25 protein-coding genes are annotated in these 20,213 nt (G+C 48.1%); all 25 read left to right on the forward strand.

What is annotated here, in order from left to right:
• Positions 1-22: 22 nt before the first annotated feature.
• The gene (hslV, locus tag A372_RS0131705; RefSeq protein WP_019424977.1) at positions 23-565 is read left to right on the forward strand and encodes an ATP-dependent protease subunit HslV; all 543 of its coding nucleotides are present in this window, start codon (positions 23-25) and stop codon (positions 563-565) included.
• Between the two features lie 33 nt (positions 566-598).
• Positions 599-1,999 carry an ATP-dependent protease ATPase subunit HslU gene (gene hslU / locus A372_RS0131710; RefSeq protein WP_019424978.1) on the forward strand — a complete coding sequence of 467 codons (1,401 nt, stop codon included), beginning with the start codon at positions 599-601 and terminating at the stop codon, positions 1,997-1,999.
• Positions 2,000-2,343: 344 nt separating this feature from the next.
• Positions 2,344-2,748, forward strand: coding sequence for a flagellar basal body rod protein FlgB (flgB, locus tag A372_RS0131715; RefSeq protein ID WP_019424979.1), 405 nt, complete (start codon positions 2,344-2,346; stop codon positions 2,746-2,748).
• Positions 2,749-2,757: 9 nt separating this feature from the next.
• Complete coding sequence (flgC, locus tag A372_RS0131720) at positions 2,758-3,210, forward strand: flagellar basal body rod protein FlgC (protein WP_019424980.1); 453 nt, start codon at positions 2,758-2,760, stop codon at positions 3,208-3,210.
• A gap of 75 nt (positions 3,211-3,285) precedes the next feature.
• Entirely contained in the window at positions 3,286-3,603 is a 318-nt protein-coding gene (fliE, locus tag A372_RS0131725; RefSeq protein WP_019424981.1) for a flagellar hook-basal body complex protein FliE, read from the forward strand.
• A gap of 40 nt (positions 3,604-3,643) precedes the next feature.
• Complete coding sequence (gene fliF / locus A372_RS0131730) at positions 3,644-5,224, forward strand: flagellar basal-body MS-ring/collar protein FliF (RefSeq protein WP_026011416.1); 1,581 nt, start codon at positions 3,644-3,646, stop codon at positions 5,222-5,224.
• Between the two features lie 5 nt (positions 5,225-5,229).
• Complete coding sequence (gene fliG, locus A372_RS0131735; RefSeq protein ID WP_019424983.1) at positions 5,230-6,243, forward strand: flagellar motor switch protein FliG; 1,014 nt, start codon at positions 5,230-5,232, stop codon at positions 6,241-6,243.
• Complete coding sequence (locus A372_RS0131740) at positions 6,236-7,081, forward strand: FliH/SctL family protein (protein ID WP_019424984.1); 846 nt, start codon at positions 6,236-6,238, stop codon at positions 7,079-7,081. Before fliG ends, A372_RS0131740 begins: the two co-directional genes overlap by 8 nt.
• Positions 7,071-8,399, forward strand: coding sequence for a flagellar protein export ATPase FliI (gene fliI / locus A372_RS0131745; RefSeq protein ID WP_019424985.1), 1,329 nt, complete (start codon positions 7,071-7,073; stop codon positions 8,397-8,399). The genes A372_RS0131740 and fliI overlap by 11 nt, the downstream gene beginning before the upstream one ends.
• Before the next feature lie 7 nt (positions 8,400-8,406).
• Complete coding sequence (fliJ, locus tag A372_RS0131750) at positions 8,407-8,853, forward strand: flagellar export protein FliJ (protein WP_019424986.1); 447 nt, start codon at positions 8,407-8,409, stop codon at positions 8,851-8,853.
• Positions 8,854-8,898: 45 nt separating this feature from the next.
• Positions 8,899-9,843: a MotE family protein gene (locus A372_RS0131755; RefSeq protein WP_026011417.1), complete on the forward strand. Its 945-nt coding sequence runs from the start codon at positions 8,899-8,901 to the stop codon at positions 9,841-9,843.
• A 30-nt stretch (positions 9,844-9,873) separates the two neighbouring features.
• Entirely contained in the window at positions 9,874-11,289 is a 1,416-nt protein-coding gene (locus A372_RS0131760; protein ID WP_019424988.1) for a flagellar hook-length control protein FliK, read from the forward strand.
• A gap of 46 nt (positions 11,290-11,335) precedes the next feature.
• On the forward strand, positions 11,336-11,899 hold the full coding sequence (locus tag A372_RS35150) for a flagellar hook capping FlgD N-terminal domain-containing protein (RefSeq protein ID WP_019424989.1): 564 nt from the start codon (positions 11,336-11,338) through the stop codon (positions 11,897-11,899).
• Complete coding sequence (locus A372_RS0131770; protein WP_019424990.1) at positions 11,896-12,294, forward strand: TIGR02530 family flagellar biosynthesis protein; 399 nt, start codon at positions 11,896-11,898, stop codon at positions 12,292-12,294. Before A372_RS35150 ends, A372_RS0131770 begins: the two co-directional genes overlap by 4 nt.
• A gap of 94 nt (positions 12,295-12,388) precedes the next feature.
• Complete coding sequence (flgG, locus tag A372_RS0131775) at positions 12,389-13,210, forward strand: flagellar basal body rod protein FlgG (protein ID WP_019424991.1); 822 nt, start codon at positions 12,389-12,391, stop codon at positions 13,208-13,210.
• Positions 13,211-13,289: 79 nt separating this feature from the next.
• Positions 13,290-13,514, forward strand: a complete 225-nt coding sequence (locus A372_RS0131780) for a flagellar FlbD family protein (protein ID WP_019424992.1) — start codon at positions 13,290-13,292, stop codon at positions 13,512-13,514.
• Positions 13,511-13,972: a flagellar basal body-associated FliL family protein gene (locus tag A372_RS0131785; RefSeq protein ID WP_019424993.1), complete on the forward strand. Its 462-nt coding sequence runs from the start codon at positions 13,511-13,513 to the stop codon at positions 13,970-13,972. The genes A372_RS0131780 and A372_RS0131785 overlap by 4 nt, the downstream gene beginning before the upstream one ends.
• Positions 13,973-14,028: 56 nt before the next feature.
• The gene (gene fliM / locus A372_RS0131790; protein WP_019424994.1) at positions 14,029-15,027 is read left to right on the forward strand and encodes a flagellar motor switch protein FliM; all 999 of its coding nucleotides are present in this window, start codon (positions 14,029-14,031) and stop codon (positions 15,025-15,027) included.
• A complete protein-coding gene (fliY, locus tag A372_RS0131795) occupies positions 15,017-16,279 on the forward strand; it encodes a flagellar motor switch phosphatase FliY (protein WP_019424995.1) in 1,263 nt (420 codons plus the stop codon). The genes fliM and fliY overlap by 11 nt, the downstream gene beginning before the upstream one ends.
• Before the next feature lie 22 nt (positions 16,280-16,301).
• Entirely contained in the window at positions 16,302-16,664 is a 363-nt protein-coding gene (locus tag A372_RS0131800; RefSeq protein WP_019424996.1) for a response regulator, read from the forward strand.
• Positions 16,665-16,668: 4 nt separating this feature from the next.
• Complete coding sequence (locus tag A372_RS0131805) at positions 16,669-17,211, forward strand: flagellar biosynthetic protein FliO (RefSeq protein ID WP_019424997.1); 543 nt, start codon at positions 16,669-16,671, stop codon at positions 17,209-17,211.
• An 8-nt stretch (positions 17,212-17,219) separates the two neighbouring features.
• Positions 17,220-17,975: a flagellar type III secretion system pore protein FliP gene (fliP, locus tag A372_RS0131810; RefSeq protein ID WP_019424998.1), complete on the forward strand. Its 756-nt coding sequence runs from the start codon at positions 17,220-17,222 to the stop codon at positions 17,973-17,975.
• Between the two features lie 30 nt (positions 17,976-18,005).
• Positions 18,006-18,275 carry a flagellar biosynthesis protein FliQ gene (gene fliQ / locus A372_RS0131815; RefSeq protein ID WP_019424999.1) on the forward strand — a complete coding sequence of 90 codons (270 nt, stop codon included), beginning with the start codon at positions 18,006-18,008 and terminating at the stop codon, positions 18,273-18,275.
• Positions 18,276-18,286: 11 nt separating this feature from the next.
• On the forward strand, positions 18,287-19,075 hold the full coding sequence (fliR, locus tag A372_RS0131820) for a flagellar biosynthetic protein FliR (protein ID WP_019425000.1): 789 nt from the start codon (positions 18,287-18,289) through the stop codon (positions 19,073-19,075).
• Positions 19,075-20,211, forward strand: coding sequence for a flagellar biosynthesis protein FlhB (gene flhB, locus A372_RS0131825; RefSeq protein ID WP_019425001.1), 1,137 nt, complete (start codon positions 19,075-19,077; stop codon positions 20,209-20,211). Before fliR ends, flhB begins: the two co-directional genes overlap by 1 nt.
• The last annotated feature ends 2 nt before the right edge of the window (positions 20,212-20,213 follow it).

The raw sequence follows: 20,213 nt of genomic DNA on the forward strand, positions 1-20,213 counted from the left end.
ATAAGACAGGAGGTTGAAGCATATGGAATATCAATTTCATGCGACAACGATTTGTGCGGTAAGACATAACGGTCAAGCTGCGATCGCTGGCGACGGACAAGTGACGTTTGGGAATAACATGGTGATGAAGCAGCATGCGCGCAAGGTTCGCCGTTTGTTTCGCGGTCAAGTGTTGGCTGGTTTCGCGGGTTCGGTCGCCGATGCCATAACATTATTCGAAAAATTTGAAGGCAAATTAGAAGAGCATCATGGCAACCTGCAGCGGGCTGCTGTAGAGTTAGCTAAGGATTGGCGCCAGGATCGAGTGCTGCGCAAGCTAGAGGCGCTCATGATTGTGATGGACGGCAGTCATATGCTGCTTGTATCCGGCGGCGGCGAAATTATTGAACCGGATGATGACGTCATCGCGATCGGCTCTGGAGGCTCATTCGCATTGGCGGCGGCTAGGGCGTTGAAGCGTCATTCTCCACAGATGACGGCGCGAGAAATGGCTGAGGCCTCATTGCATATTGCGAGTGAAATATGCGTGTACACGAACGATAATCTGGTGATTGAGGAACTATAATACCGTGAGGATGAAACGAGCGGAGGGATAACAATGAATCAACAAGCATGGACACCACGACAAATTGTCACGGAATTGGATAAGTATATCGTCGGCCAGAAAAAAGCGAAGCGTGCAGTTGCCATCGCACTTCGCAATCGCTACCGCCGCAGCTTGCTGGACGAATCGATTCAAGACGAGATTGTGCCAAAAAATATTTTGATGATTGGGCCTACCGGAGTCGGGAAGACAGAGCTTGCCCGCCGTCTGGCAAAGCTGGTTAATGCTCCTTTCGTGAAGGTCGAGGCGACCAAATTTACCGAAGTCGGCTATGTGGGCCGAGATGTGGAATCGATGGTGCGCGATCTCGTAGAGACTGCTATCCGCATGGTGAAGCTGGAGCGAACGGAGAAAGTGAAGGATAAGGCCGAAGAAATGGCCAACGAGCGTATCGTCGATTTGCTTGTTCCATCCTCCAGCACGAACAAGAACGGGCGCAACCCGTTCGAGATGCTATTCGGCCAGAATAATCAGAATCAAACAGCAGAACAAGAAAAACAGCCGGATCCGAACATACAAGAGCAGCGCCGTAAAGTTCGTTTTGATTTGTTGTCGGGAAATTTAGAGAACGATACGATCGAAATCGATGTCGAAGAAGCGGCTCCTAACATGTTTGATTTCCTCTCTGGACAGGGTAATGAACAGATGGGGATGAATATGCAGGAGATGTTCGGCAACTTGCTGCCAAAGCGGATGAAGAAGCGCAAGCTGACCATCAGAGAGGCTCGCAAAGTGTTGACCCAGGAAGAGGCCGCTAAGCTGATCGATATGGATGATGTCATTCAAGAGTCGATTCGCCGTGCGGAGCAATCCGGGATTATTTTCATTGACGAAATCGACAAGATCGCCTCCAGCGGTCGCGGCTCAGGCCCTGACGTATCCCGTGAAGGCGTACAGAGGGACATATTGCCAATAGTTGAAGGCTCCACGATAATGACTAAGTACGGGCCGATTAAGACCGACTATGTGCTGTTCATGTCCGCGGGTGCTTTCCATATCGCGAAGCCGTCCGATCTCATTCCTGAATTGCAGGGGCGCTTCCCGATTCGTGTCGAATTGAGCAGCTTGACCTTGGATGATTTCGTTTCTATCTTGACGGAGCCGCAGAACGCTATGACGAAGCAATATGTGGAACTTCTTAAGACTGAGAACTTACATGTTGAATTTACAGACGAAGCAATCCGGGAAATCGCGCGGACGGCAGCTGCGGTAAACCAAAATATGGAAAATATTGGTGCGCGACGTCTCCATACAATTATGGAGAAGCTACTTGAGGATTTATCCTTTGAAGCGCCTGAACTTACGTTGGAACAATTCCAAATCACACCAGAGTATGTACGCGAGAAATTGTCAGATATTGCTCAAAATCGAGATTTAAGTCAGTATATCCTTTAAATTTTTGTGAAAAATGTGACGAATTTCATAGAAGTTTGTCGTCGACAAATTGTTCGACAAACTATTCGAAAAATGCCCTGACTTTCAGACTGAAAGATAGGGCTTTTTTCTTATTGTGTTATAACTCAAAGTTTAAGATGATAGGTATGGCGTTAATTATCTTCTTCTGTCACATTATGAAGAACGTTAAATGTTTTTATCAGAATATGATTTTGCGAACATACAAGGCCCTTAGTCTCATGTAAAAGAAATAAATATTTTGTCGAAAAAGAAGGAGAAACGTCAGAAAAGTGGAATAGTTTTTTTAGTTGCTTTAAATTTAAACTAGATCAGGAGGGGTCATCGTGAACTTATTGAATGGCGTTCATGCGCAACGGTTAGAAGGGGCCATTCAAGCTTCCGTAGCAAGGCAAAATGCGACAGCTAACAACATTGCGAATGCCGATACACCTTATTTCAAGCGTTCAGACGTTCAATTTGAATCTATTTTGCGTGATCAGATGAGCGGCGGCAGCCTCCAGGGACGTCGCACAGACGAGAGACATTTTTATATCGGTCCTGTTCAGTCGACACCGACCCCACGGATCGTTCAAGATCAGATGACGACAATGGGGAATAACAGGAATAATGTCGACATGGATCGGGAAATGTCAGCGCAGGCGGAGAATCAGTTGAGATATTACACGTTTGTCAAGCAATTGAACCACCAGATTAATATGGTGAGAACCGCTATGGACGTTAGGAGGTAGACATAAGCCATGCAGATCAGCAATAGCTTTCAAATTAGCGCGTCCGGCTTAACCGCCCAAAGATTGCGTATGGACGTAATCTCCTCTAACATTGCCAATGCAGACACGACGCGAGCACAATTTGTAGACGGGAAGTTCGTGCCATATCGCCGCAAGGTCGTAGTGATGTCACCAACGGAATCGTCATTCAAACAAACTCTGCAGTCTGCTATGGAAGGGCAATCCGCAACCAGAGGTGTCAAAGTGACGCAAATTAAAGAAGATGCATCTGATTTTAAACTGGTATACAATCCGACCCATCCTGATTCAGATGAGAACGGCTACGTCTCTTTGCCAAATGTCGACATGGCGAAAGAGATGGTCGATATGATTGCGGCAACACGCTCTTATGAAGCGAATGTGACGGCGCTCAATGCGTCCAAGTCCATGGTCATGAAAGCATTGGAAATAGGCAAAGGATAATTGACTACTAATGCGAGTTGAACAACCTCTGCTAACAACGTAAAGAGCCGTTCATCACCATAGGAGGAGAAGAGAATGATACAGAATACGATGCTACCATTGCAAATGATAACACCTACTACATCCTCTGCAGCAGCGTCATTGACCAATAAAGCTGCTACACCTGCAGAAGTGACAAAGTCCTTTGGGAATTTTCTTTCAGATGCTCTTCAGCAAGTCGATACTCAGGAACAGCAAGTACAGGCAATGAATGACCAGTTTATTCTTGGTGAAGTTGATGTCGATCAACTCATGATCGCCTCAGAGCGTGCGCTTCTAAGTTTGCAGCTGACAACGCAGGTACGCAACAAGGTTATCGAAGCGTATCAAGATATTATGCGCATGCAGATGTAACGGCGTTTTGTCTTACATAGTTTTGGTGGGGTGACGTGGAGTGAGTGAAAAAGTGAACCAATATCGAGAGCGAATCTCGCAATATTGGACTCAATTTAGTAAGAAACAAAAAATATTACTGTTTTCGACCGTTGGATTTCTGATTTTAGCTGTTATTATTTTAACTTATCAGTTTTCTAAGACTGAGTATGAACTTGCTTTCAAAGATTTGAATTCTAACGATGCGGCTGGCATTATCGAATATTTAAACGGCAACAGCATCCCGTATCAATTGAGTACCGACGGATCGCAAATTTCCGTTCCAAGCGCCTCAGCAGCGAAGGTAAAAGTGGATGTCGGAGCCCAAGGGATTGTGAAGAATGGATCGATTGGCTTCGAATCGTTCGGTGCTGACGGATTAATGGGCGGTATGACGGACAACGTATTCGATGTTCGCTACAACAATGCCCTTAACGGTGAAATTGAGCGCTTGCTTCGTCAAATGCAAGGGATACAGGACGCAAAGGCAATTGTAAACCTGCCTAAAGAAACCGTGTTTGCGACACCTGATCAAGAGCAAGCTTCCGCTTCGATTGTGATGAAGTTCAAACCAGGATATCAACCGAACCAAGCTGCCGTAGACGGCTATTTCAATCTCGTAAAGACTGCGGTTCCACATCTCGCCATTGATAATATTACTATCTCTAGCGATGAAGGCCCTATCTTTGCCTCGGATACTATCGGAGGCGGTTCGAAGAGCATCTTCGGAGAAGTAGACGAGCAGCTAAAGATACAACGTAAATTTGAAAACGACATACGCATGAAAGTGCAAGATTTCTTGAATGGATTTATTCCTTCAGACAAGATCAGCGTGCTTGTGTCGGCAAAATTGAACTTCGACAAAGTTGTCAAGCAAGAAGACCTGGTCACTCCTGTGAATACAGAAGAGATGAAGGGTATCGAGATAAGCGTTCAAGAGCTTCAGGAATCATACAGCGGCAAAGGCGCACAAGAAAGCGGAGTTGCCGGTGTTGGTGACGGAGAAGTGACAAATTATCCGTCAGCTGCTGGAAGCGGAGACGCGACATCCGAGAAATCTCAGCGCACTATTAATTACGACGTGAATCGAATCAAGAACACGATTGAAGCTAGTCCATATGCTGTTAAAGATTTAACCATTCACGCCGCGGTTGACTCCGTTGACGTGAGCGCCGAGCAAATCCAAGCGATTGAAAAAGTGCTGCGAAACATCGTTGGCGCACAATTGAAAGATTCCGGCACTACATATACAGACGTTGATCTAACGCAAAAAGTTTCTGTTATGACTCAAAATGGTGCTAAAGATGGAACAGTATCGGACAATAAGAGCATCTCCAACTGGGTATGGTATGGCGCGGGTGCGCTTGCATTACTAGCAGTTGTGGGAGGAATTGCCTATGCGGTCGTACGTCGACGCAGACGTGAGGAAGAGGTCTACGAGCCAGATCTGTCGCTGCCGACGCACGTAGAGCTTCCATCGATAGATTTGGAAAATGTAACAGGCGAGCATCAAGTGCGCAAACAATTGGAAGGCTTGGCAAAGAAAAAGCCGGACGAATTTGTCAAATTGCTGCGTACATGGCTAGTTGATGAATCGAGGTGAGCACAATGGTCAAAAGTAGTTACGGCTTAACGGGCAGACAGAAAGCGGCGATTTTGCTCATCACGCTCGGGCCGGAAGTGTCAGCCCAAATATTTAAACATTTGAGAGATGAAGAAATAGAGCAGCTGACTCTGGAAATAGCGAATGTGCGTAAAGTCGACGCGGCTGAAAAAGAATCCGTGATGGGCGAATTCCATCAAATTTGCTTGGCACAGGAATACATTTCGCAAGGCGGCATCAGTTACGCGAAGGAAATATTGGAGAAGGCGTTAGGGCAGCAAAAAGCGGTTGATATTATCAATCGCCTTACTGCAACGCTGCAAGTGAGACCGTTTGACTTTGCCCGTAAAGCGGATGCGTCACAAATTTTCAACTTTATTCAGAACGAAAATGTTCAAACGATTGCATTGGTGCTGTCTTACTTGCAAACGGAGCAGGCTTCGACCATTCTATCTTCCTTGTCACCGGAGAAACAAGCGGATGTCGCTAGACGGGTGGCACTGATGGACAGCACATCGCCAGAAGTCATCAATCAGGTCGAACGCGTGCTGGAGCAGAAGCTCTCCTCTACAGTGACGCAAGATTATACGAGTGCCGGCGGCATCGAGTCTGTCGTTAAGATTTTGAATGGTGTCGACCGTGGTACAGAACGGACGATTTTGGATTCTCTCGAAATTCAAGATCCGGAGCTGGCAGAAGAAATCAAGAAGAGAATGTTTGTATTCGAGGATATTGTCAATATCGACAATCGCTCAATACAGCGCATTATTCGTGACATTGATAATGCAGATCTTCAATTGGCGCTTAAAGTGGCAAGTGAAGAAGTTCGCGAAGTTATTTTCCGCAATATGTCGAAACGTATGGCGGATACCTTCAAAGAAGAAATGGAATTTATGGGTCCTGTACGGCTGCGTGATGTGGAAGAAGCACAGACCCGTATCGTATCTACTATTCGCCGCTTAGAGGAAGCAGGCGAGATCATCATTGCGCGTGGTGGAGGAGATGATATCGTTGTCTAACGTCATCAAATCATCTCAGTATGTCCCTGTAGAACAGATGAGAATGCTGGAAGCGGTTCGTCGCCATCAGCAACAGCAGGTGGCGGATGACGTTCCCGCTCCCCAACCACTGACGGAAGAAATCGTCCTTAATCAAGATGAAGAGCTGGCCAACCTGCGCCAATCGATTTTGGATGACGCGCAGTCGTTTGCCGAAGAACATCTGAAGAGCGCTACGGAAGAAGCCGAACGCATGTTGGAAGAGGCGCGTTCTGAGATCGATGCCTGGTGGGAAGAACGGCGTGGAAGTGACGAGGCGTTAGTAGAGTCGAAGCGGGAAGCAGGCTATGCGCAAGGTTATCAAGAAGGAATGCAGCAAGCGGAGCAGGAAATTCAGCAGGCTTATGAACGCAAGCTGTCCGAGGCGCAGGCTGTATTGGAGCAAGCCTATAAGGCGAAAGAACAGATTATTCAAGAGGCGGAGCCATTTGTAGTATCGCTTAGCTGTTCGGTAGCTGAAAAGGTCATTGGGCGGCAGTTGGCATTGGAACCCGATATTGCCGTCGAAATGGTCCGCAAGACACTCTCCCGCAAACGGGAGAGCGGAACGATTACTGTATGCGTGTCGCCTCAACAATTCGCTTACGTTCATGCGGCGCGCGAAGAGTTGAGTCTGGCAGTGGATTCGCAAGCGGAACTGCAAATTATTCCGGATTCCAGTGTCCATGATAGCGGATGTGTCGTACGTTCAGCATTGGGCAGTATTGATGCACGAATCGATACGCAGCTTGCCGAAATCAAAAAGGCGTTAATGCAGGTTGCAATGCAGCATGAGGAGCGCGACGGCGATGAGTCTTGATTACAAATGGAATTCAAACAAGTACATAGATTATTTGCAGCGCATCGATCCTGTCCGCGTAAATGGCAAGGTGACGCAAGTAATCGGCTTGATGGTGGAATCCGAAGGACCGGACGCCAGCGTAGGTGAAGTCTGTCACATCTATCCAAGCAAGGGCAGTGAGCCGTTGCTGGCCGAGGTGGTTGGATTCCGGGATAACAAAGTGCTGCTTATGCCTTTGGGAGATCTGCAGTCGATCGGTCCCGGCTGCGACGTAGTCGGGACCGGAAAGCCGTTAAGTGTCTCCGTCGGTTCGGAGCTGCTTGGTAAAGTGCTGGACGGATTAGGGCAACCGTTGGACGGCTCGTTTTTGCCGACACGGATGCCGCACTATTCGACGACGAATATCCCTTCCAATCCGCTCCAGCGCCCGCGTGTTCGCGAACCTATCGGTGTCGGCGTACGAGCGATCGACGGACTATTGACGATTGGCAATGGTCAACGTGTAGGTATCTTTGCCGGCTCTGGCGTGGGAAAGAGCACGCTGCTCGGCATGATTGCCCGCAATACGGCTGCCGATGTCAACGTCATTGCTCTCATTGGTGAACGCGGCCGCGAAGTGCTTGAATTTATCGAGCGGGATTTGGGTCCGGAAGGGTTGGCTCGTTCGGTCGTCATCGTCGCTACTTCGGACCAGCCGGCTCTCGTGCGCATTAAAGGGGCGCTCATTGCTACGACCATTGCCGAGTATTTCCGGGATCGGGGCATGAATGTCATGCTCATGATGGATTCGGTCACTCGGTACGCGATGGCCATGCGCGAAGTCGGACTAGCTGTCGGTGAACCGCCTGCAACGCGGGGATATACCCCTTCCGTATTTGCGAGCTTGCCTAAGCTGTTGGAACGTTCCGGAACGGGCCCGAGCGGTTCGATTACGGCGTTCTATACCGTATTGGTGGACGGAGACGATATGAACGAACCGATTGCCGATGCAGTGCGTGGAATTTTGGACGGTCATATCGTGCTGAATCGCAATATCGCGAACAAGGGACACTTTCCGGCGATTGATGTACTATCAAGCATCAGCCGGGTCATGAAGGATATCGTACCACAGGAGCATCAGCTTGCGGCTGAACGGCTTAAGCGACTATTAGCGGTCTACCGCGAATCGGAAGATTTAATCAATATCGGCGCCTATCAGCCGGGCAGCAATCCGGCAATTGATGAGGCCATGCAATATATCGAAGACATTCATGCCTTTACGAAGCAGCGCATTGAAGAGCGTGCTCCGTACGAAGAGACAATCGAACGACTACTACTGCAATTTCCGGGGAGTTGACTAGACGGTGCGGGCTTTTCAGTATTCGTTTCAAAAAGTTCTTGATCTAAAGACAAACGAAAAAAAGCAAGCGGAATGGATTTTGTCAGAAGCGATGGGACGCTTGCAAGCGGAAGAGAAGCAATTGCAGCATTGCCTTCTGGAAATGGAGTCAGTCAGGAAGAAAATGCAGCAAAGCATCGACGCATGTGCGCCGGCTGCGGACATACAAGCATGGCAGCAGTACATATCTCACCTGGAAGGTCAAGTTCATCTTGCTCGCAAGCGGGTCTATTCGGCTGAAATACAAGTTCGTGACAAGCAAAGCAAGCTTGCCGAACGAATGACCGATGAAAAGGTATGGACAAAGGCTCGAGAAAAAGCGGAGACAAACTTTAAACGTCAAATGGCGTTATGGGAGCAAAACGAATTGGACGAACTCGCTACCGTCCGTTATCATATGGCCGCTCGCTAGAACAACGACGGAAGACGGTTCGACCCCGCCGCTTCAGCAGGAGGGATGACGGTGTCAGAGATGAAGACAGAAGAAAAGGAAAGCAATTATTCGGGTTTTGAACGGTTTTTGTTCTTTGCGACCCCCATTTTGTTTACGATTGTGCTCATAGCTGTGCTGCTTACATTGTTTAATGCGAATTGGCGCAATCATGTGCTGTCCTTAGCTGAGCAAATTCCAATTGTGAACGAATGGATCTCCTCTGATCAAGATAAGTCCGACGATAAGAAGGATGAAAAGAAGGATGAAAAGAAGGAGAAAAAAGAGAAGAAAGACGTGGAGAAGGAACAAGCCGAACAAATTACGGAATTAAAAGCGTTATTGGCCTCGAAGGACGCGGATTTACGCAACTTGGCAGACGAGCGCAAGTCGCTTGAAGGCAAAGTGGGCGATTTGTCCAAGCAACTGCAAGAGGTGAAGCAAAAACGCCAAGAAGAAACGGCTTCATCTGAAGAGTACGATCGGCAAATTAAAGACTTAGCGAATATGTATGCGAAAATGATGCCGAGCAAAGCCGCTCCGGTATTAGAAAATTTGTCGAAAGAAGAGCTCGTTCTCGTCCTTGACGCGATGAAGCAAGAAGACCGCGTGAAAGTGCTGGAGAAGATGAATCCGAAGGTGGCTGCTGAAGCTTCCATTATGCTAAAAGACGTAAAGCCAGCTGACGATTTGAAAATTAAGGCGCTGCAGTCAAGGCTGAAAAAGAATGAGACTGCGAAGCAAGCCAGCACAGGGCTGGATCGTACGCAACTTAGCCAAACGTTTGCTAATATGACGCCAAAGAGCGGTGCCAGCATTTTGTTGGAAACGGCTAAGATCAGCCCGGATAAAGCATTGGCGGTGTTGAACGCTGTAGACGATGCAGCGCGTTCCAGACTGCTTAATGCGATGACCGATGCAGACAAGGAAGCGACGGCCAAATTGGTGTCGAAGCTGCTGCCTAGCAATTAAAAAGCATTAACGGAAGGAGGTGAAATAAATATGTCAGGAGCAATATCCAACGTGTCAGCCAGCAATGCGGCTTCGTTTCTCGGTGGTGTACAAGCCAAAGGAACCGGAGCAGGTGAGGGGAACTTCTGGGTTTCCTTGTCGCAATGTATGAATGGCACTGGAGAGCAGGCTGCTTTCGCTAACAATTCCAACGGGTTATTCGTCACGCAAGAAGGATTGGGCAATCTGCTTCAAGGGGAAACAGAACAATTAGCAGCTGCGTTGGACCAATTATTTGCCGAACCGTTGAAGTTGGCGGATGAGCAGCTGGAAGCAAACCCGGAGTTATTGGCTGCGCTGCAGCAATGGGTGCTTCAGGCACAGCAATGGCTATCCGCCCAACCATCTGCAGAAGCAAATGCAACGGGTAATATTCAAACGCTGACGGAGCAGCCTGAGACGATTACTCTTGCTGTCCGCGATGTTATGCAACAGCTGTCTGAGCTTATGGCCCAAGGAGAAGGTGAAGACGGACAATCCGTACAACACTTGCTGAATGGAACATTAACCGCAGCTATTGTGAGCAACGAGCATGCATCTGGTTTAACTCAACGGAAAGACCAGTCTGCATTGCAGCAAACGAATGACGAAGGCTTTGAACCGCTCGTTCAAGCTTCTATCACTAATAATGGACATGTTGGACGTTCGGCCGAGGCAGTTAAGTGGATTCAGCAGCTGTCCAACGTATTGAATCAAGCTGTGGGAAGCAACACTAGCACACCTGTGCAAGGCACGACCTTTACAGCTCATCTCAATGGCGTACAGAATAACATGCTCGGAACTGTATTGAACGCCCCGGCTGTACAGAGCAATGCATTGACGGCCGATTCAAGCGACAGCACGGCAGACGTGGAGCTTCAGGCTCATCCTAACCAGGTCACGACAGCAGGCCAGTGGGCGCTGCGCCAAGAAGGGATTAACACTGCGAAGCAAATCCCAGTCGTGCACGCAGATCGGTTCGCCGACGAAATGGCTGGCTTCGTGGTGAAGCAGCTTCGCTTCAGCAAGCTGGGTAATGTGTCGGAAGCGAAAATATCATTGTACCCAGAGCACTTAGGTCAGGTTGATGTCCGCCTAACGATGCAAAACGGTCAATTGACGGCACGCTTCATGACGGAACACGGCATGGCCAAAGATATGCTTGAACAGCAAATGTCGCTCTTGCGCGGCGCTCTTCAAACCCAAGGCATTCAAGTAGACAAGCTTGAAGTGTCGCAGCAGCCGGCTTCTGCTCTGTCATCCTCGATGTTCCAGGAACAGAGACAGCCGAATGCCAATCGTCAGCAAACCTCTGAGCGAAGCTCGAAGCAACGCAAAGCATCGGAAATCGATGAACTGAATGAAGCGCTTGAAGGTAAAACTCAGCAAGATTTGCATGAGAACTCAACGTTTACTGCCAGCGTGTAAATGAACACATGCGCTGCCATTCAAGAAACGGGTAAGGAGGTGTAGGATGGCTTCTGACGTTACATTCAATAAAGTCACCTGGCCGAACTATAGCGTGGAGAACTCCAAACTAGTCAAAAAGAAGGACGGCAACAACACACTGGGAAAAGACGAGTTCCTGAAGATACTCATCGCACAGCTCCAAAACCAAGATCCGATGCAGCCGATGCAGGATCGGGACTTCATTGCGCAAATGGCGCAGTTCAGTTCGGTGGAGCAGCTGATGAACATTCAAAAGCAATTGGGCTCGATGCAGCAGGCGCTCGGGATGTCTTCCAGTTTGATAGGCAAAGAAATCACATGGATTGCATCGGAGAAAGAATCGATGACCGTCAAGATCGGAAACGGCCAGAACAAGCCGAAGGAAAGCGTAAAGACGGGCATCGTCGAATCGATCATTGTCCGAGAAGGCATCACTTATGCCAAGGTAGGAAAAGACGAGGTCGATTTGAACACCATTTCCGAAATTCGGACACCGGAAACAGAGGGCAACCCGGACGAAGGCAACAATGAAGTACCGCCTGCTCCGGAACAGCCAGAGCAGCCGCAGCAGCCGGAAGGAAACGCATGAACATCCACGGGGCAATGGGGCATATAGGCATTGCGGGACCCATCCAGGGAACGAGCGCCCAGCGGACACCGCAGCGAGAGCAGATTGGTAAGGACACTTCCTTCCAGCGAATGCTGCAGCATGAGCTGACACGTACAGAGGATGTGCAGTTCAGCCACCATGCGAAGGTAAGAATGCAGGAACGCGGCATGGTCATGTCTGCGGACATGATGAACAAGATGCAGCAAGCGGTCAAACAGGCGGAAGACAAAGGGTCGCGTCAGTCGCTTATCATCGTCGATAACCAAGCGTTTATCGTAAACGTCAAATCGCGCACCGTCATTACGGCCTTAGATCAAGCATCTCAGCAGAACCATGTGTTTACGCAAATCGACAGCGCCATTTTAATGAAATAAGCAAGCAGTGCATGAAACAAGGCCGGACCGAGCAGGAGGCCATGGGCTCATGGAACGACAGAAGTGAGCCAACAATTTGGGGAGGTATTAATAAATGATTCGATCCATGTATTCGGGTGTTTCAGGTATGCGCGGTTTTCAAACCAAACTTGACGTTATCGGGAACAACATCGCGAACGTGAACACGGTCGGCTTCAAACAAGGGCGCGTCATGTTCAAGGACATCATGAGCCAGACGATGAGCGGAACGACAGCGCCAAGTGACGAAGGCAGCGGCGGTATTAACGCGAAGCAAGTCGGCTTGGGTGTTGCGATATCGGCTATCGATAACGTGCATACCCAAGGCAGCGCCATGATGACGTACCGTCCGCTTGACTTGCGTATCGACGGCGACGGCTTCTTCGCCCTCTCGCTAGGTGAAGATCAGGAAGCGCCGTTCCTGACTCGCGCAGGCGACTTCCACCTTGATGCAGAACGCAACCTCGTTAATGTGGATGGTCTGAGAGTGCTTGATTCCGGCGGCGCTCCGATTCAACTGGAAGAAGATATCGTCGAGTTCTCGATCTCGCAGAACGGGGAGATTATGGCGAAGCGTGCCGACGGAACCACCGAAGGGACCGGCACCTCTATCGGGATCGTCAAAGTCGTGAACCCGGAAGGCTTGGAGAAGATCGGCGGCAATCTGTACCGCGCAACTCCGAACGCGATCGCGGATGGTGAAATCACGGTTGGTGCAGCAAACGATCCCGAAACGGGCAGCGGCGCAATCATTGCCGGGGCGCTGGAAATGTCCAACGTGGACTTGACGGCAGAATTTACGGAAATGATCGTAGCGCAGCGCGGTTTCCAAGCGAACTCACGTATTATTACGACGTCCGATGAAGTCCTCCAAGAGGTTGTTAACTTAAAACGATAAACTTATAGACTAATCGCACCCATCTCCTGATGCCGCACGGCATCGGGAGATACGGACGGTTCATTAAGGGAGGAATAGGATGATATCCGTTACACGGCTGAATGGGTCGCCCATTTGGGTGAACGCACTGCTCATTGAATCTGTCGAAGAAACACCGGATACGTACATTTCGTTAACGACAGGGAAGAGAATCATTGTGCTGGAAAAAGGCCCTGAAGTCATTAGCCTTATTGAACAATACATACGTTCCGTCGGAATTATTGCCGGGACGAAGAAGACTGATTTATCGGAGGGACAACCATGAAACGAATGTTGCCGTGGATGATTACATTGCTGCTCGCACTGACGCTTATCGCTCTTGTCGTCATTATGCTCACTAATTCGGGCGGCAAGCCGCAAGCGGGACAAGCACAGCAGGGGAATGTTCATATCGCAAGATTATCGGCCGATGAGATTGTGGAGATGACATCGATCATGAGTGACATCAAAACAAACCTGGCTGACCGCGACTATGTCGCATTGACTGGCTTTGCGTTCCAGTTGGACAACAAAAAGACAAAAGAGCAATTCGACAAGATTAAAGATTTGCGCATCAAACCGTTAATTTTGAGAACTTTGGCTGATATGAAACCGGAAGAGTTGCAAGGAATGAAGGGTCAAGATCAGTTGTGTGCGAAGTTGCTCGACCTTATTAACAAACAATTGCCTGAAGGCAAAGTAATTCAAGTCGATTTAACTGATTTCATCATGACTCGCATTTAAAGGCATTTGAGCATGACACACATGTTGCAGCTGAATCCTGTAAGGGGGTGAAACGATTGGTAGACGTGCTATCGCAGAACGAGATTGACGCCCTGCTTGCGGCGCTGTCCTCTGGTGAAATGGATGCGGAGGAACTGAAAAAAGAGGAAACCCAGCGTAAAATCCGTTCGTACGATTTCAAGCGTGCCGTTCGTTTTTCAAAGGACCACATTCGCAGTTTGACACGCATCCATGAGAATTTTGCCAGATACTTAACGACTTATTTTTCCGCACAATTACGTACATTTGTGCAAATCAACGTCGTTCAAGTCGAACAACTGCCGTATGATGAATTTATCCGGTCTATTCCAAAAATGACGATTTTGAACATTTTTGAGGCAGAGCCGTTCAAAGGCCGGATGGTATTGGAAGTGAATCCGAACGTCGCATATGCGATGCTGGATCGCATGCTGGGCGGTGCTGGCACGGCACCCTCCAAGATTAATGCTTTAACCGAAATTGAGACGACGGTGATGGAACGCATTTTTAGCCGGGCGTTCGATAGCTTGCAGGAAGCTTGGAAGAACGTGCTAGATATTCAACCAAGACTCGAAGCGCTTGAGACCAATCCTCAATTTATGCAAATCGTATCACCGAACGAGACGATCGCACTTATCTCTCTAAGCACTAAAATCGGAGATACGACGGGGATGATTAACTTATGTATTCCGCACGTCGTGATTGAGCCAATTATGCCGAAGCTTTCGGTGCATCATTGGTTCGTATCAGAGAAAAAAACGCGGGAACCGATTGAAGTCGAAAAATTACGCCAACGGGTGACAAAAGCAAAACTGCCTATCTCCGTTGAACTGGGCACATCTCAAATTACGGTGCAGGAAATGATGCAGTTATCCATCGGAGATGTCATCGCATTGAACAAACCGGTTGACAACGGCTTGATGATTCGAGTGGGTGACCGCGTGAAATATATAGGTTCTCCTGGCGTGATAAAAGATCGTGTAGCTGTACAAATCGAGCAAGTCGTGGATGAGGGAGTGGAAGAGCATGACGAGTAAGGATTACTTGTCGCAGGAAGAAATCGACGCATTGTTAAAAATATCGAGTGATGGACCGTCTGCTGAGGAAGCTGAGACTCCTTCCATAGAAAAATATTTAAATCCGATCGAGACCGATGCACTTGGTGAAATTGGAAATATTACGTTCGGCAGTGCGGCAACGGCGCTCTCTACGCTATTAGGCAAAAAGGTAGAAATCACGACGCCGCGGATTACGCTTTTGAAGCGTGAAAACTTGGAAAATGAGTTTCCAAAGCCGCACGTGGCGGTGCACGTTCGATATGTAGAGGGATTTGAAGGCGTCAATTCTTTAGTCATCAAAACCTCGGATGCCCAAGTGATCGCTGATTTGATGCTTGGCGGTGATGGGACGAATCATAGCGAAGAATTGAATGAAATTCATATTAGCGCTGTTCAGGAAGCGATGAATCAAATGATGGGATCGTCGGCCACTTCGATGTCGACTATCTTTAATCGAATGGTTAACATTTCGCCGCCTGGTATTGGTATTTTGAATATGTCGAACGGACAGGGTGTTGAAACGCTGCCCGATGACAATGTTCTCGTCAAAATATCGTTCCGCTTGACGATCAGCGACTTGATTGATTCAACCATTATGCAAATATTAACGGTTCCATTTGCTCAGAACATGGTTCGCATGTTGATGGGGGATACGACAGAAGCAGCTGCAGAAGCAGCCGCATCTGCTGTGCAAGTCGAACCAGACATTCCGATGGCTCCTCCAGCTCAGCCTGCTAGTCATGCAGCTCCAGAAGCGGCTGCACCGCAGCAAATGGCAGGGTATGACCATCCAATGATGGGAGGAGGGCATGTCATGCAGCAGCCTTATGGATCGGCTCCGATGCCTTCGGGAAATATGGAGGCACATGGTGGCAATGCGTCGGCTTTTGGCTCGACACACCATCGCAATTTGAATGTGCAGCCAGTTCAATTTGCAAATTTCCAACCGGCACAGTATGTACAAAATGATGAATCTAATCTAAATTTATTGTTGGACATCCCGCTCAAAGTCACAGTAGAATTAGGTAGGACGCACAAACAGATCAAAGACATTTTGGAGCTCTCGCAAGGTTCCATTATCGAGTTGGACAAGCTGGCAGGTGAACCAGTCGACATTCTCGTGAACAACAAACTGATTGCAAAAGGGGAAGTTGTCGTCATAGATGAGAATTTCGGCGTGCGTGTCACAGATATCATCAATCAGTGGGATCGTATTCAGAAACTACAATAAGATTTAGGGAGGATTCTCAACGATGGCAAAGCGTATTTTGATCGTAGACGATGCAGCATTCATGCGAATGATGATTCGAGACATTTTAACAAAGAATGGTTTCGATGTCGTAGGAGAAGCATCGGATGGTGCACAAGCGATCGAAAAGTACAAAGAACATAAACCAGACCTCATTACAATGGACATTACGATGCCGGAAATGGACGGAATTACGGCATTGAAAGAAATCCGTAAAATAGATCCTAGTGCAAAAGTCATTATGTGCTCCGCGATGGGCCAGCAGGCGATGGTTATCGATGCGATTCAAGCGGGTGCGAAGGACTTTATCGTCAAACCGTTCCAGGCTGATCGTGTAATTGAAGCCATTAACAAGACGTTAGGATAATCTTATGGAAGACAACGGTCAAATGATGCAAACATCCGGTGTCGGGGACTACATATCCAGCTTATTGACCGTGTTGTTGTCGCTTGCTGTAATCATTGTACTTATCGTGCTCTTGATTAAGCTGTTAAGTCGTAAGAACCGTATATGGCAAATGAATCAAAGTATCCGTACTTTGGGCGGCACCGGGCTCGGACCGAATAAGTCTTTACAAATCGTAGAAGTTGGCGATGTCGTCTATGTGTTGGGGATCGGGGAAGATATTACGCTTATCGATAAAGTAAGTGACCCTGAACAAGCGGAGCGTCTTATCGCGTTTCTCGAGGGCGCACAGTCATCCAGACAAGCGGCATGGCCAACCTCTTGGTCAGAGCTGATGAACCGTATGCGAGCAGGGCGTAAAGCCTCAAGCAACAACACTAAGCAAGAGGATGCGGAACCGTCTTCCGTATCGTTTCACGAAATGTTTCATGCCAAGCTTGATCAATTGCCGAAGCGCAGTGATCAAGTAGAACAATTGCTGAAAGATGATACCAATGAAGATCGGTAGATGGATTCATGAATAAAAAATTGCTACTATCTGTAACTGTCACGCTGCTGTTATCCAGCTTTGCGGCTCATTGGGCGGTAGCATCTCCTGTCATTCCGGACATCGACATTAAAGTCGGCGGCGGTGGCGGGCAGCCGGGGACGGCATCATTGTCTATCCTGCTCATGATTACCGTGCTGAGCTTGGCTCCGGCCATACTTATCCTGATGACATCGTTCACGCGTATCGTGGTTGTGCTCGGATTCGTCCGGACCTCTCTTGGTACGCAGCAGATGCCGCCCAATCAAGTATTGATTGGTCTAGCGCTCTTTCTTACATTGTTTGTGATGTCCCCAACGATTGGAACTGTGAATGAAGTCGCCTTACAGCCTTATCTAAAAGGCGAGATGAATCAGACCCAAGCGTTGGAAAAAGCGGTTGTCCCTATAAAAAAGTTCATGTTCTCGCATACGCGCGAGAAAGATTTGCTTTTATTTATGAAATACACCAAAACTGAAAAACCGAAAACCTATGAGGAAATTCCTTTAACTGTGCTCGTGCCCGCGTATGCAATCAGTGAATTGAAGACGGCGTTTCAAATGGGCTTTATGATTTTCATTCCTTTTCTAGTGATTGATATGATCGTCGCCAGTACGTTGATGGCGATGGGGATGATGATGCTGCCGCCGGTCATGATATCGCTGCCGTTTAAAATATTGCTGTTTGTACTCGTGGATGGTTGGTATCTCGTTGTGAAATCACTCCTCGCGAGCTTTAACACGTGAGACTTCAATTGACGCACGGGAGGGAATGGAATGAGTGCTGAGTTTATTATCGGCTTGGCAGGGCAGGCAGTGTTTACTGTACTGAAAGTGAGTGCTCCAATGCTGGCCATTGCTTTGGTTGTAGGTCTTCTCATCAGTGTATTTCAAGCAACGACCCAAATTCAAGAGCAGACGTTGGCTTTTGTGCCTAAGATAATTGCGGTCATGGTAGCCATATTGGTGTTCGGACCGTGGATATTGACTACGGTCGTTGATTTTGCGCATAACATCTTAAATAATTTGCATCTTTATATCGGTTAGGCTGTGAGGTCATGGAAACGCTCGTACAAGCTTTCCCTGTTTTTTTGCTCACGTTGTGTCGAATCTCGGCATTCTTTGTCGCCGTTCCTGTCTTTTCTTCGCGAGGCGTGCCGTTTCGCTTCAAGATCGGGCTCGCGTTTTTTATCAGCGTGATTGCATATTTGTTGTTCGGGCTTGGAAAAACGGTTCCGGCTGATGGCACGTATATCGTTATTATCGTGCGTGAGGTATTAATTGGCCTGCTCATCGGTTTCTTGGCGCAATTGTTTTTTACGGCAGTGCAAACGGCGGGGTCGTTCGTCGACATTCAGATTGGCTTCGGTATCGCGAATGTCATTGACCCATTAACCGGGACCAGCGCACCTGTCATGGGTAACTTCAAGTACATATTTGTCGTGCTATTGTTTCTTGGAATGAACGGCCACCATTACTTTATCGACGGAATCATGAAAAGTTTTGAGTGGTTGCCGCTGGATGACAATTCGTTCTTCCAGCAGATTGCCAACGGAAATATTACAGAATTTCTGGTTCAGTCGTTTACGCAAGCGTTCATTATCGCCTTTCAAATTTCTGCGCCGCTTATCGTCGCGTTGTTTCTTACCGATGTGGCGCTTGGATTTTTGGCGCGGACTGCACCGCAATTCAACATTTTTGTAGTCGGGATTCCGATTAAAATCATCGTAGGTCTTGTCATGCTGTTTCTCGTCGTGCCTGGCCTCGTTTATGTATTGCAGCAACTGTTCGCTTCTATGTTTGAGGCGATGGAGCAACTGCTGCGCATGATGCAGGGGGCGAGCTGATGCCAACACCAGGTTCAGAAGAATGGATTGTGCCGTGCGCTACTACTCGTACGCTGCGGCACAAACTTTCACTGCAGATGTTCTCGCAGGAGAAGACGGAAAAAGCAACGCCAAAGAAAAAGCAGGAAGCTCGAAAAAAAGGTCAAGTCGCCAAAAGCACGGATCTTTCCAGCTCGTTCATTTTGCTGGTCAGCTTCTTCTCCTTCTTGATGCTTGGCGGGTTTTATAAAGAACGAATTATCGATTTGTTCGCTGATTCCTTTCGGCACCGGCTTTCCATGGATGTGACCATTTACAACGTTACGGACTATTTCGGAAGCCTTTTTGTAAAGGCGTTAATCATCTTGGCGCCCGTATTTATCGTTTCTGTTGTCATTGCACTCATTGTGAATTATATGCAGGTTGGATTTTTGTTTACGGGCGAACCGCTCAAGATGCAGTTTTCCAAGATTGATCCAATAAAGGGATTTAAAAAAATATTTTCTATTCGCTCGGTTGTAGAATTTTTAAAATCAATTTTAAAGATGACGATCATCGGAACTGTTGTGTATTTGTCGATATGGGGAGAACGGGAGCGCATCATTATGATGTCTCATGTGCCGTTAAGTGAAATATTAGGCTATACCGCACATTTGACCGTTATGCTAGGGATTAAGATTGGCGCAGCTCTCTGTATTCTGGCCGTATTTGATTACATGTATCAGCGTTTCGAATTCGCGAAGAGTTTGCGTATGTCCAAGCAAGACATTAAAGATGAGTACAAAAAGTCAGAGGGTGACCCCCTCATCAAAGGTAAGATTCGAGAGCGGCAGCGTCGGATGGCCTTGATGCGTATGATGCAAGAGGTTCCAAAAGCCGATGTCGTCATTACGAACCCGACACACTTTGCTGTCGCACTTCGCTATGACGGCAATGATATGGAGGCTCCGCAAGTGGTAGCCAAGGGGCAGGATTACGTCGCGCTTCGAATCAAACAAATCGCCAAGGAACATGGCGTACTGACCATGGAAAACAAGCCGCTCGCCCGGGCCTTATTTCAACGGACAGAGATTGGCGATGCAGTTCCAGCCGATTTGTTCCAAGCCGTGGCAGAAGTGCTGGCTTACGTATACAAATTGAAGGGCAAAGTCAATTGAGC

This window comes from Paenibacillus sp. OSY-SE (assembly GCF_000283315.1).
GTDB classification, from domain to species: Bacteria; Bacillota; Bacilli; order Paenibacillales; family Paenibacillaceae; genus Paenibacillus_B; species Paenibacillus_B profundus.

Bases quoted from the DNA above. Each gene is read 5' to 3' on its own strand.
- hslV (WP_019424977.1), top strand. From the start codon at position 23: ATGGAATATCAATTTCATGCGACAACGATTTGTGCGGTAAGACATAAC.
- hslU (WP_019424978.1), top strand. From the start codon at position 599: ATGAATCAACAAGCATGGACACCACGACAAATTGTCACGGAATTGGAT.
- flgC (WP_019424980.1), top strand. From the start codon at position 2,758: ATGCAGATCAGCAATAGCTTTCAAATTAGCGCGTCCGGCTTAACCGCC.
- fliE (WP_019424981.1), top strand. From the start codon at position 3,286: ATGATACAGAATACGATGCTACCATTGCAAATGATAACACCTACTACA.
- fliG (WP_019424983.1), top strand. From the start codon at position 5,230: ATGGTCAAAAGTAGTTACGGCTTAACGGGCAGACAGAAAGCGGCGATT.
- fliI (WP_019424985.1), top strand. From the start codon at position 7,071: ATGAGTCTTGATTACAAATGGAATTCAAACAAGTACATAGATTATTTG.
- A372_RS0131755 (WP_026011417.1), top strand. From the start codon at position 8,899: ATGACGGTGTCAGAGATGAAGACAGAAGAAAAGGAAAGCAATTATTCG.
- A372_RS0131760 (WP_019424988.1), top strand. From the start codon at position 9,874: ATGTCAGGAGCAATATCCAACGTGTCAGCCAGCAATGCGGCTTCGTTT.
- A372_RS35150 (WP_019424989.1), top strand. From the start codon at position 11,336: ATGGCTTCTGACGTTACATTCAATAAAGTCACCTGGCCGAACTATAGC.
- A372_RS0131770 (WP_019424990.1), top strand. From the start codon at position 11,896: ATGAACATCCACGGGGCAATGGGGCATATAGGCATTGCGGGACCCATC.
- flgG (WP_019424991.1), top strand. From the start codon at position 12,389: ATGATTCGATCCATGTATTCGGGTGTTTCAGGTATGCGCGGTTTTCAA.
- A372_RS0131780 (WP_019424992.1), top strand. From the start codon at position 13,290: ATGATATCCGTTACACGGCTGAATGGGTCGCCCATTTGGGTGAACGCA.
- A372_RS0131785 (WP_019424993.1), top strand. From the start codon at position 13,511: ATGAAACGAATGTTGCCGTGGATGATTACATTGCTGCTCGCACTGACG.
- fliY (WP_019424995.1), top strand. From the start codon at position 15,017: ATGACGAGTAAGGATTACTTGTCGCAGGAAGAAATCGACGCATTGTTA.
- A372_RS0131800 (WP_019424996.1), top strand. From the start codon at position 16,302: ATGGCAAAGCGTATTTTGATCGTAGACGATGCAGCATTCATGCGAATG.
- A372_RS0131805 (WP_019424997.1), top strand. From the start codon at position 16,669: ATGGAAGACAACGGTCAAATGATGCAAACATCCGGTGTCGGGGACTAC.
- fliP (WP_019424998.1), top strand. From the start codon at position 17,220: ATGAATAAAAAATTGCTACTATCTGTAACTGTCACGCTGCTGTTATCC.
- fliQ (WP_019424999.1), top strand. From the start codon at position 18,006: ATGAGTGCTGAGTTTATTATCGGCTTGGCAGGGCAGGCAGTGTTTACT.
- fliR (WP_019425000.1), top strand. From the start codon at position 18,287: ATGGAAACGCTCGTACAAGCTTTCCCTGTTTTTTTGCTCACGTTGTGT.
- flhB (WP_019425001.1), top strand. From the start codon at position 19,075: ATGCCAACACCAGGTTCAGAAGAATGGATTGTGCCGTGCGCTACTACT.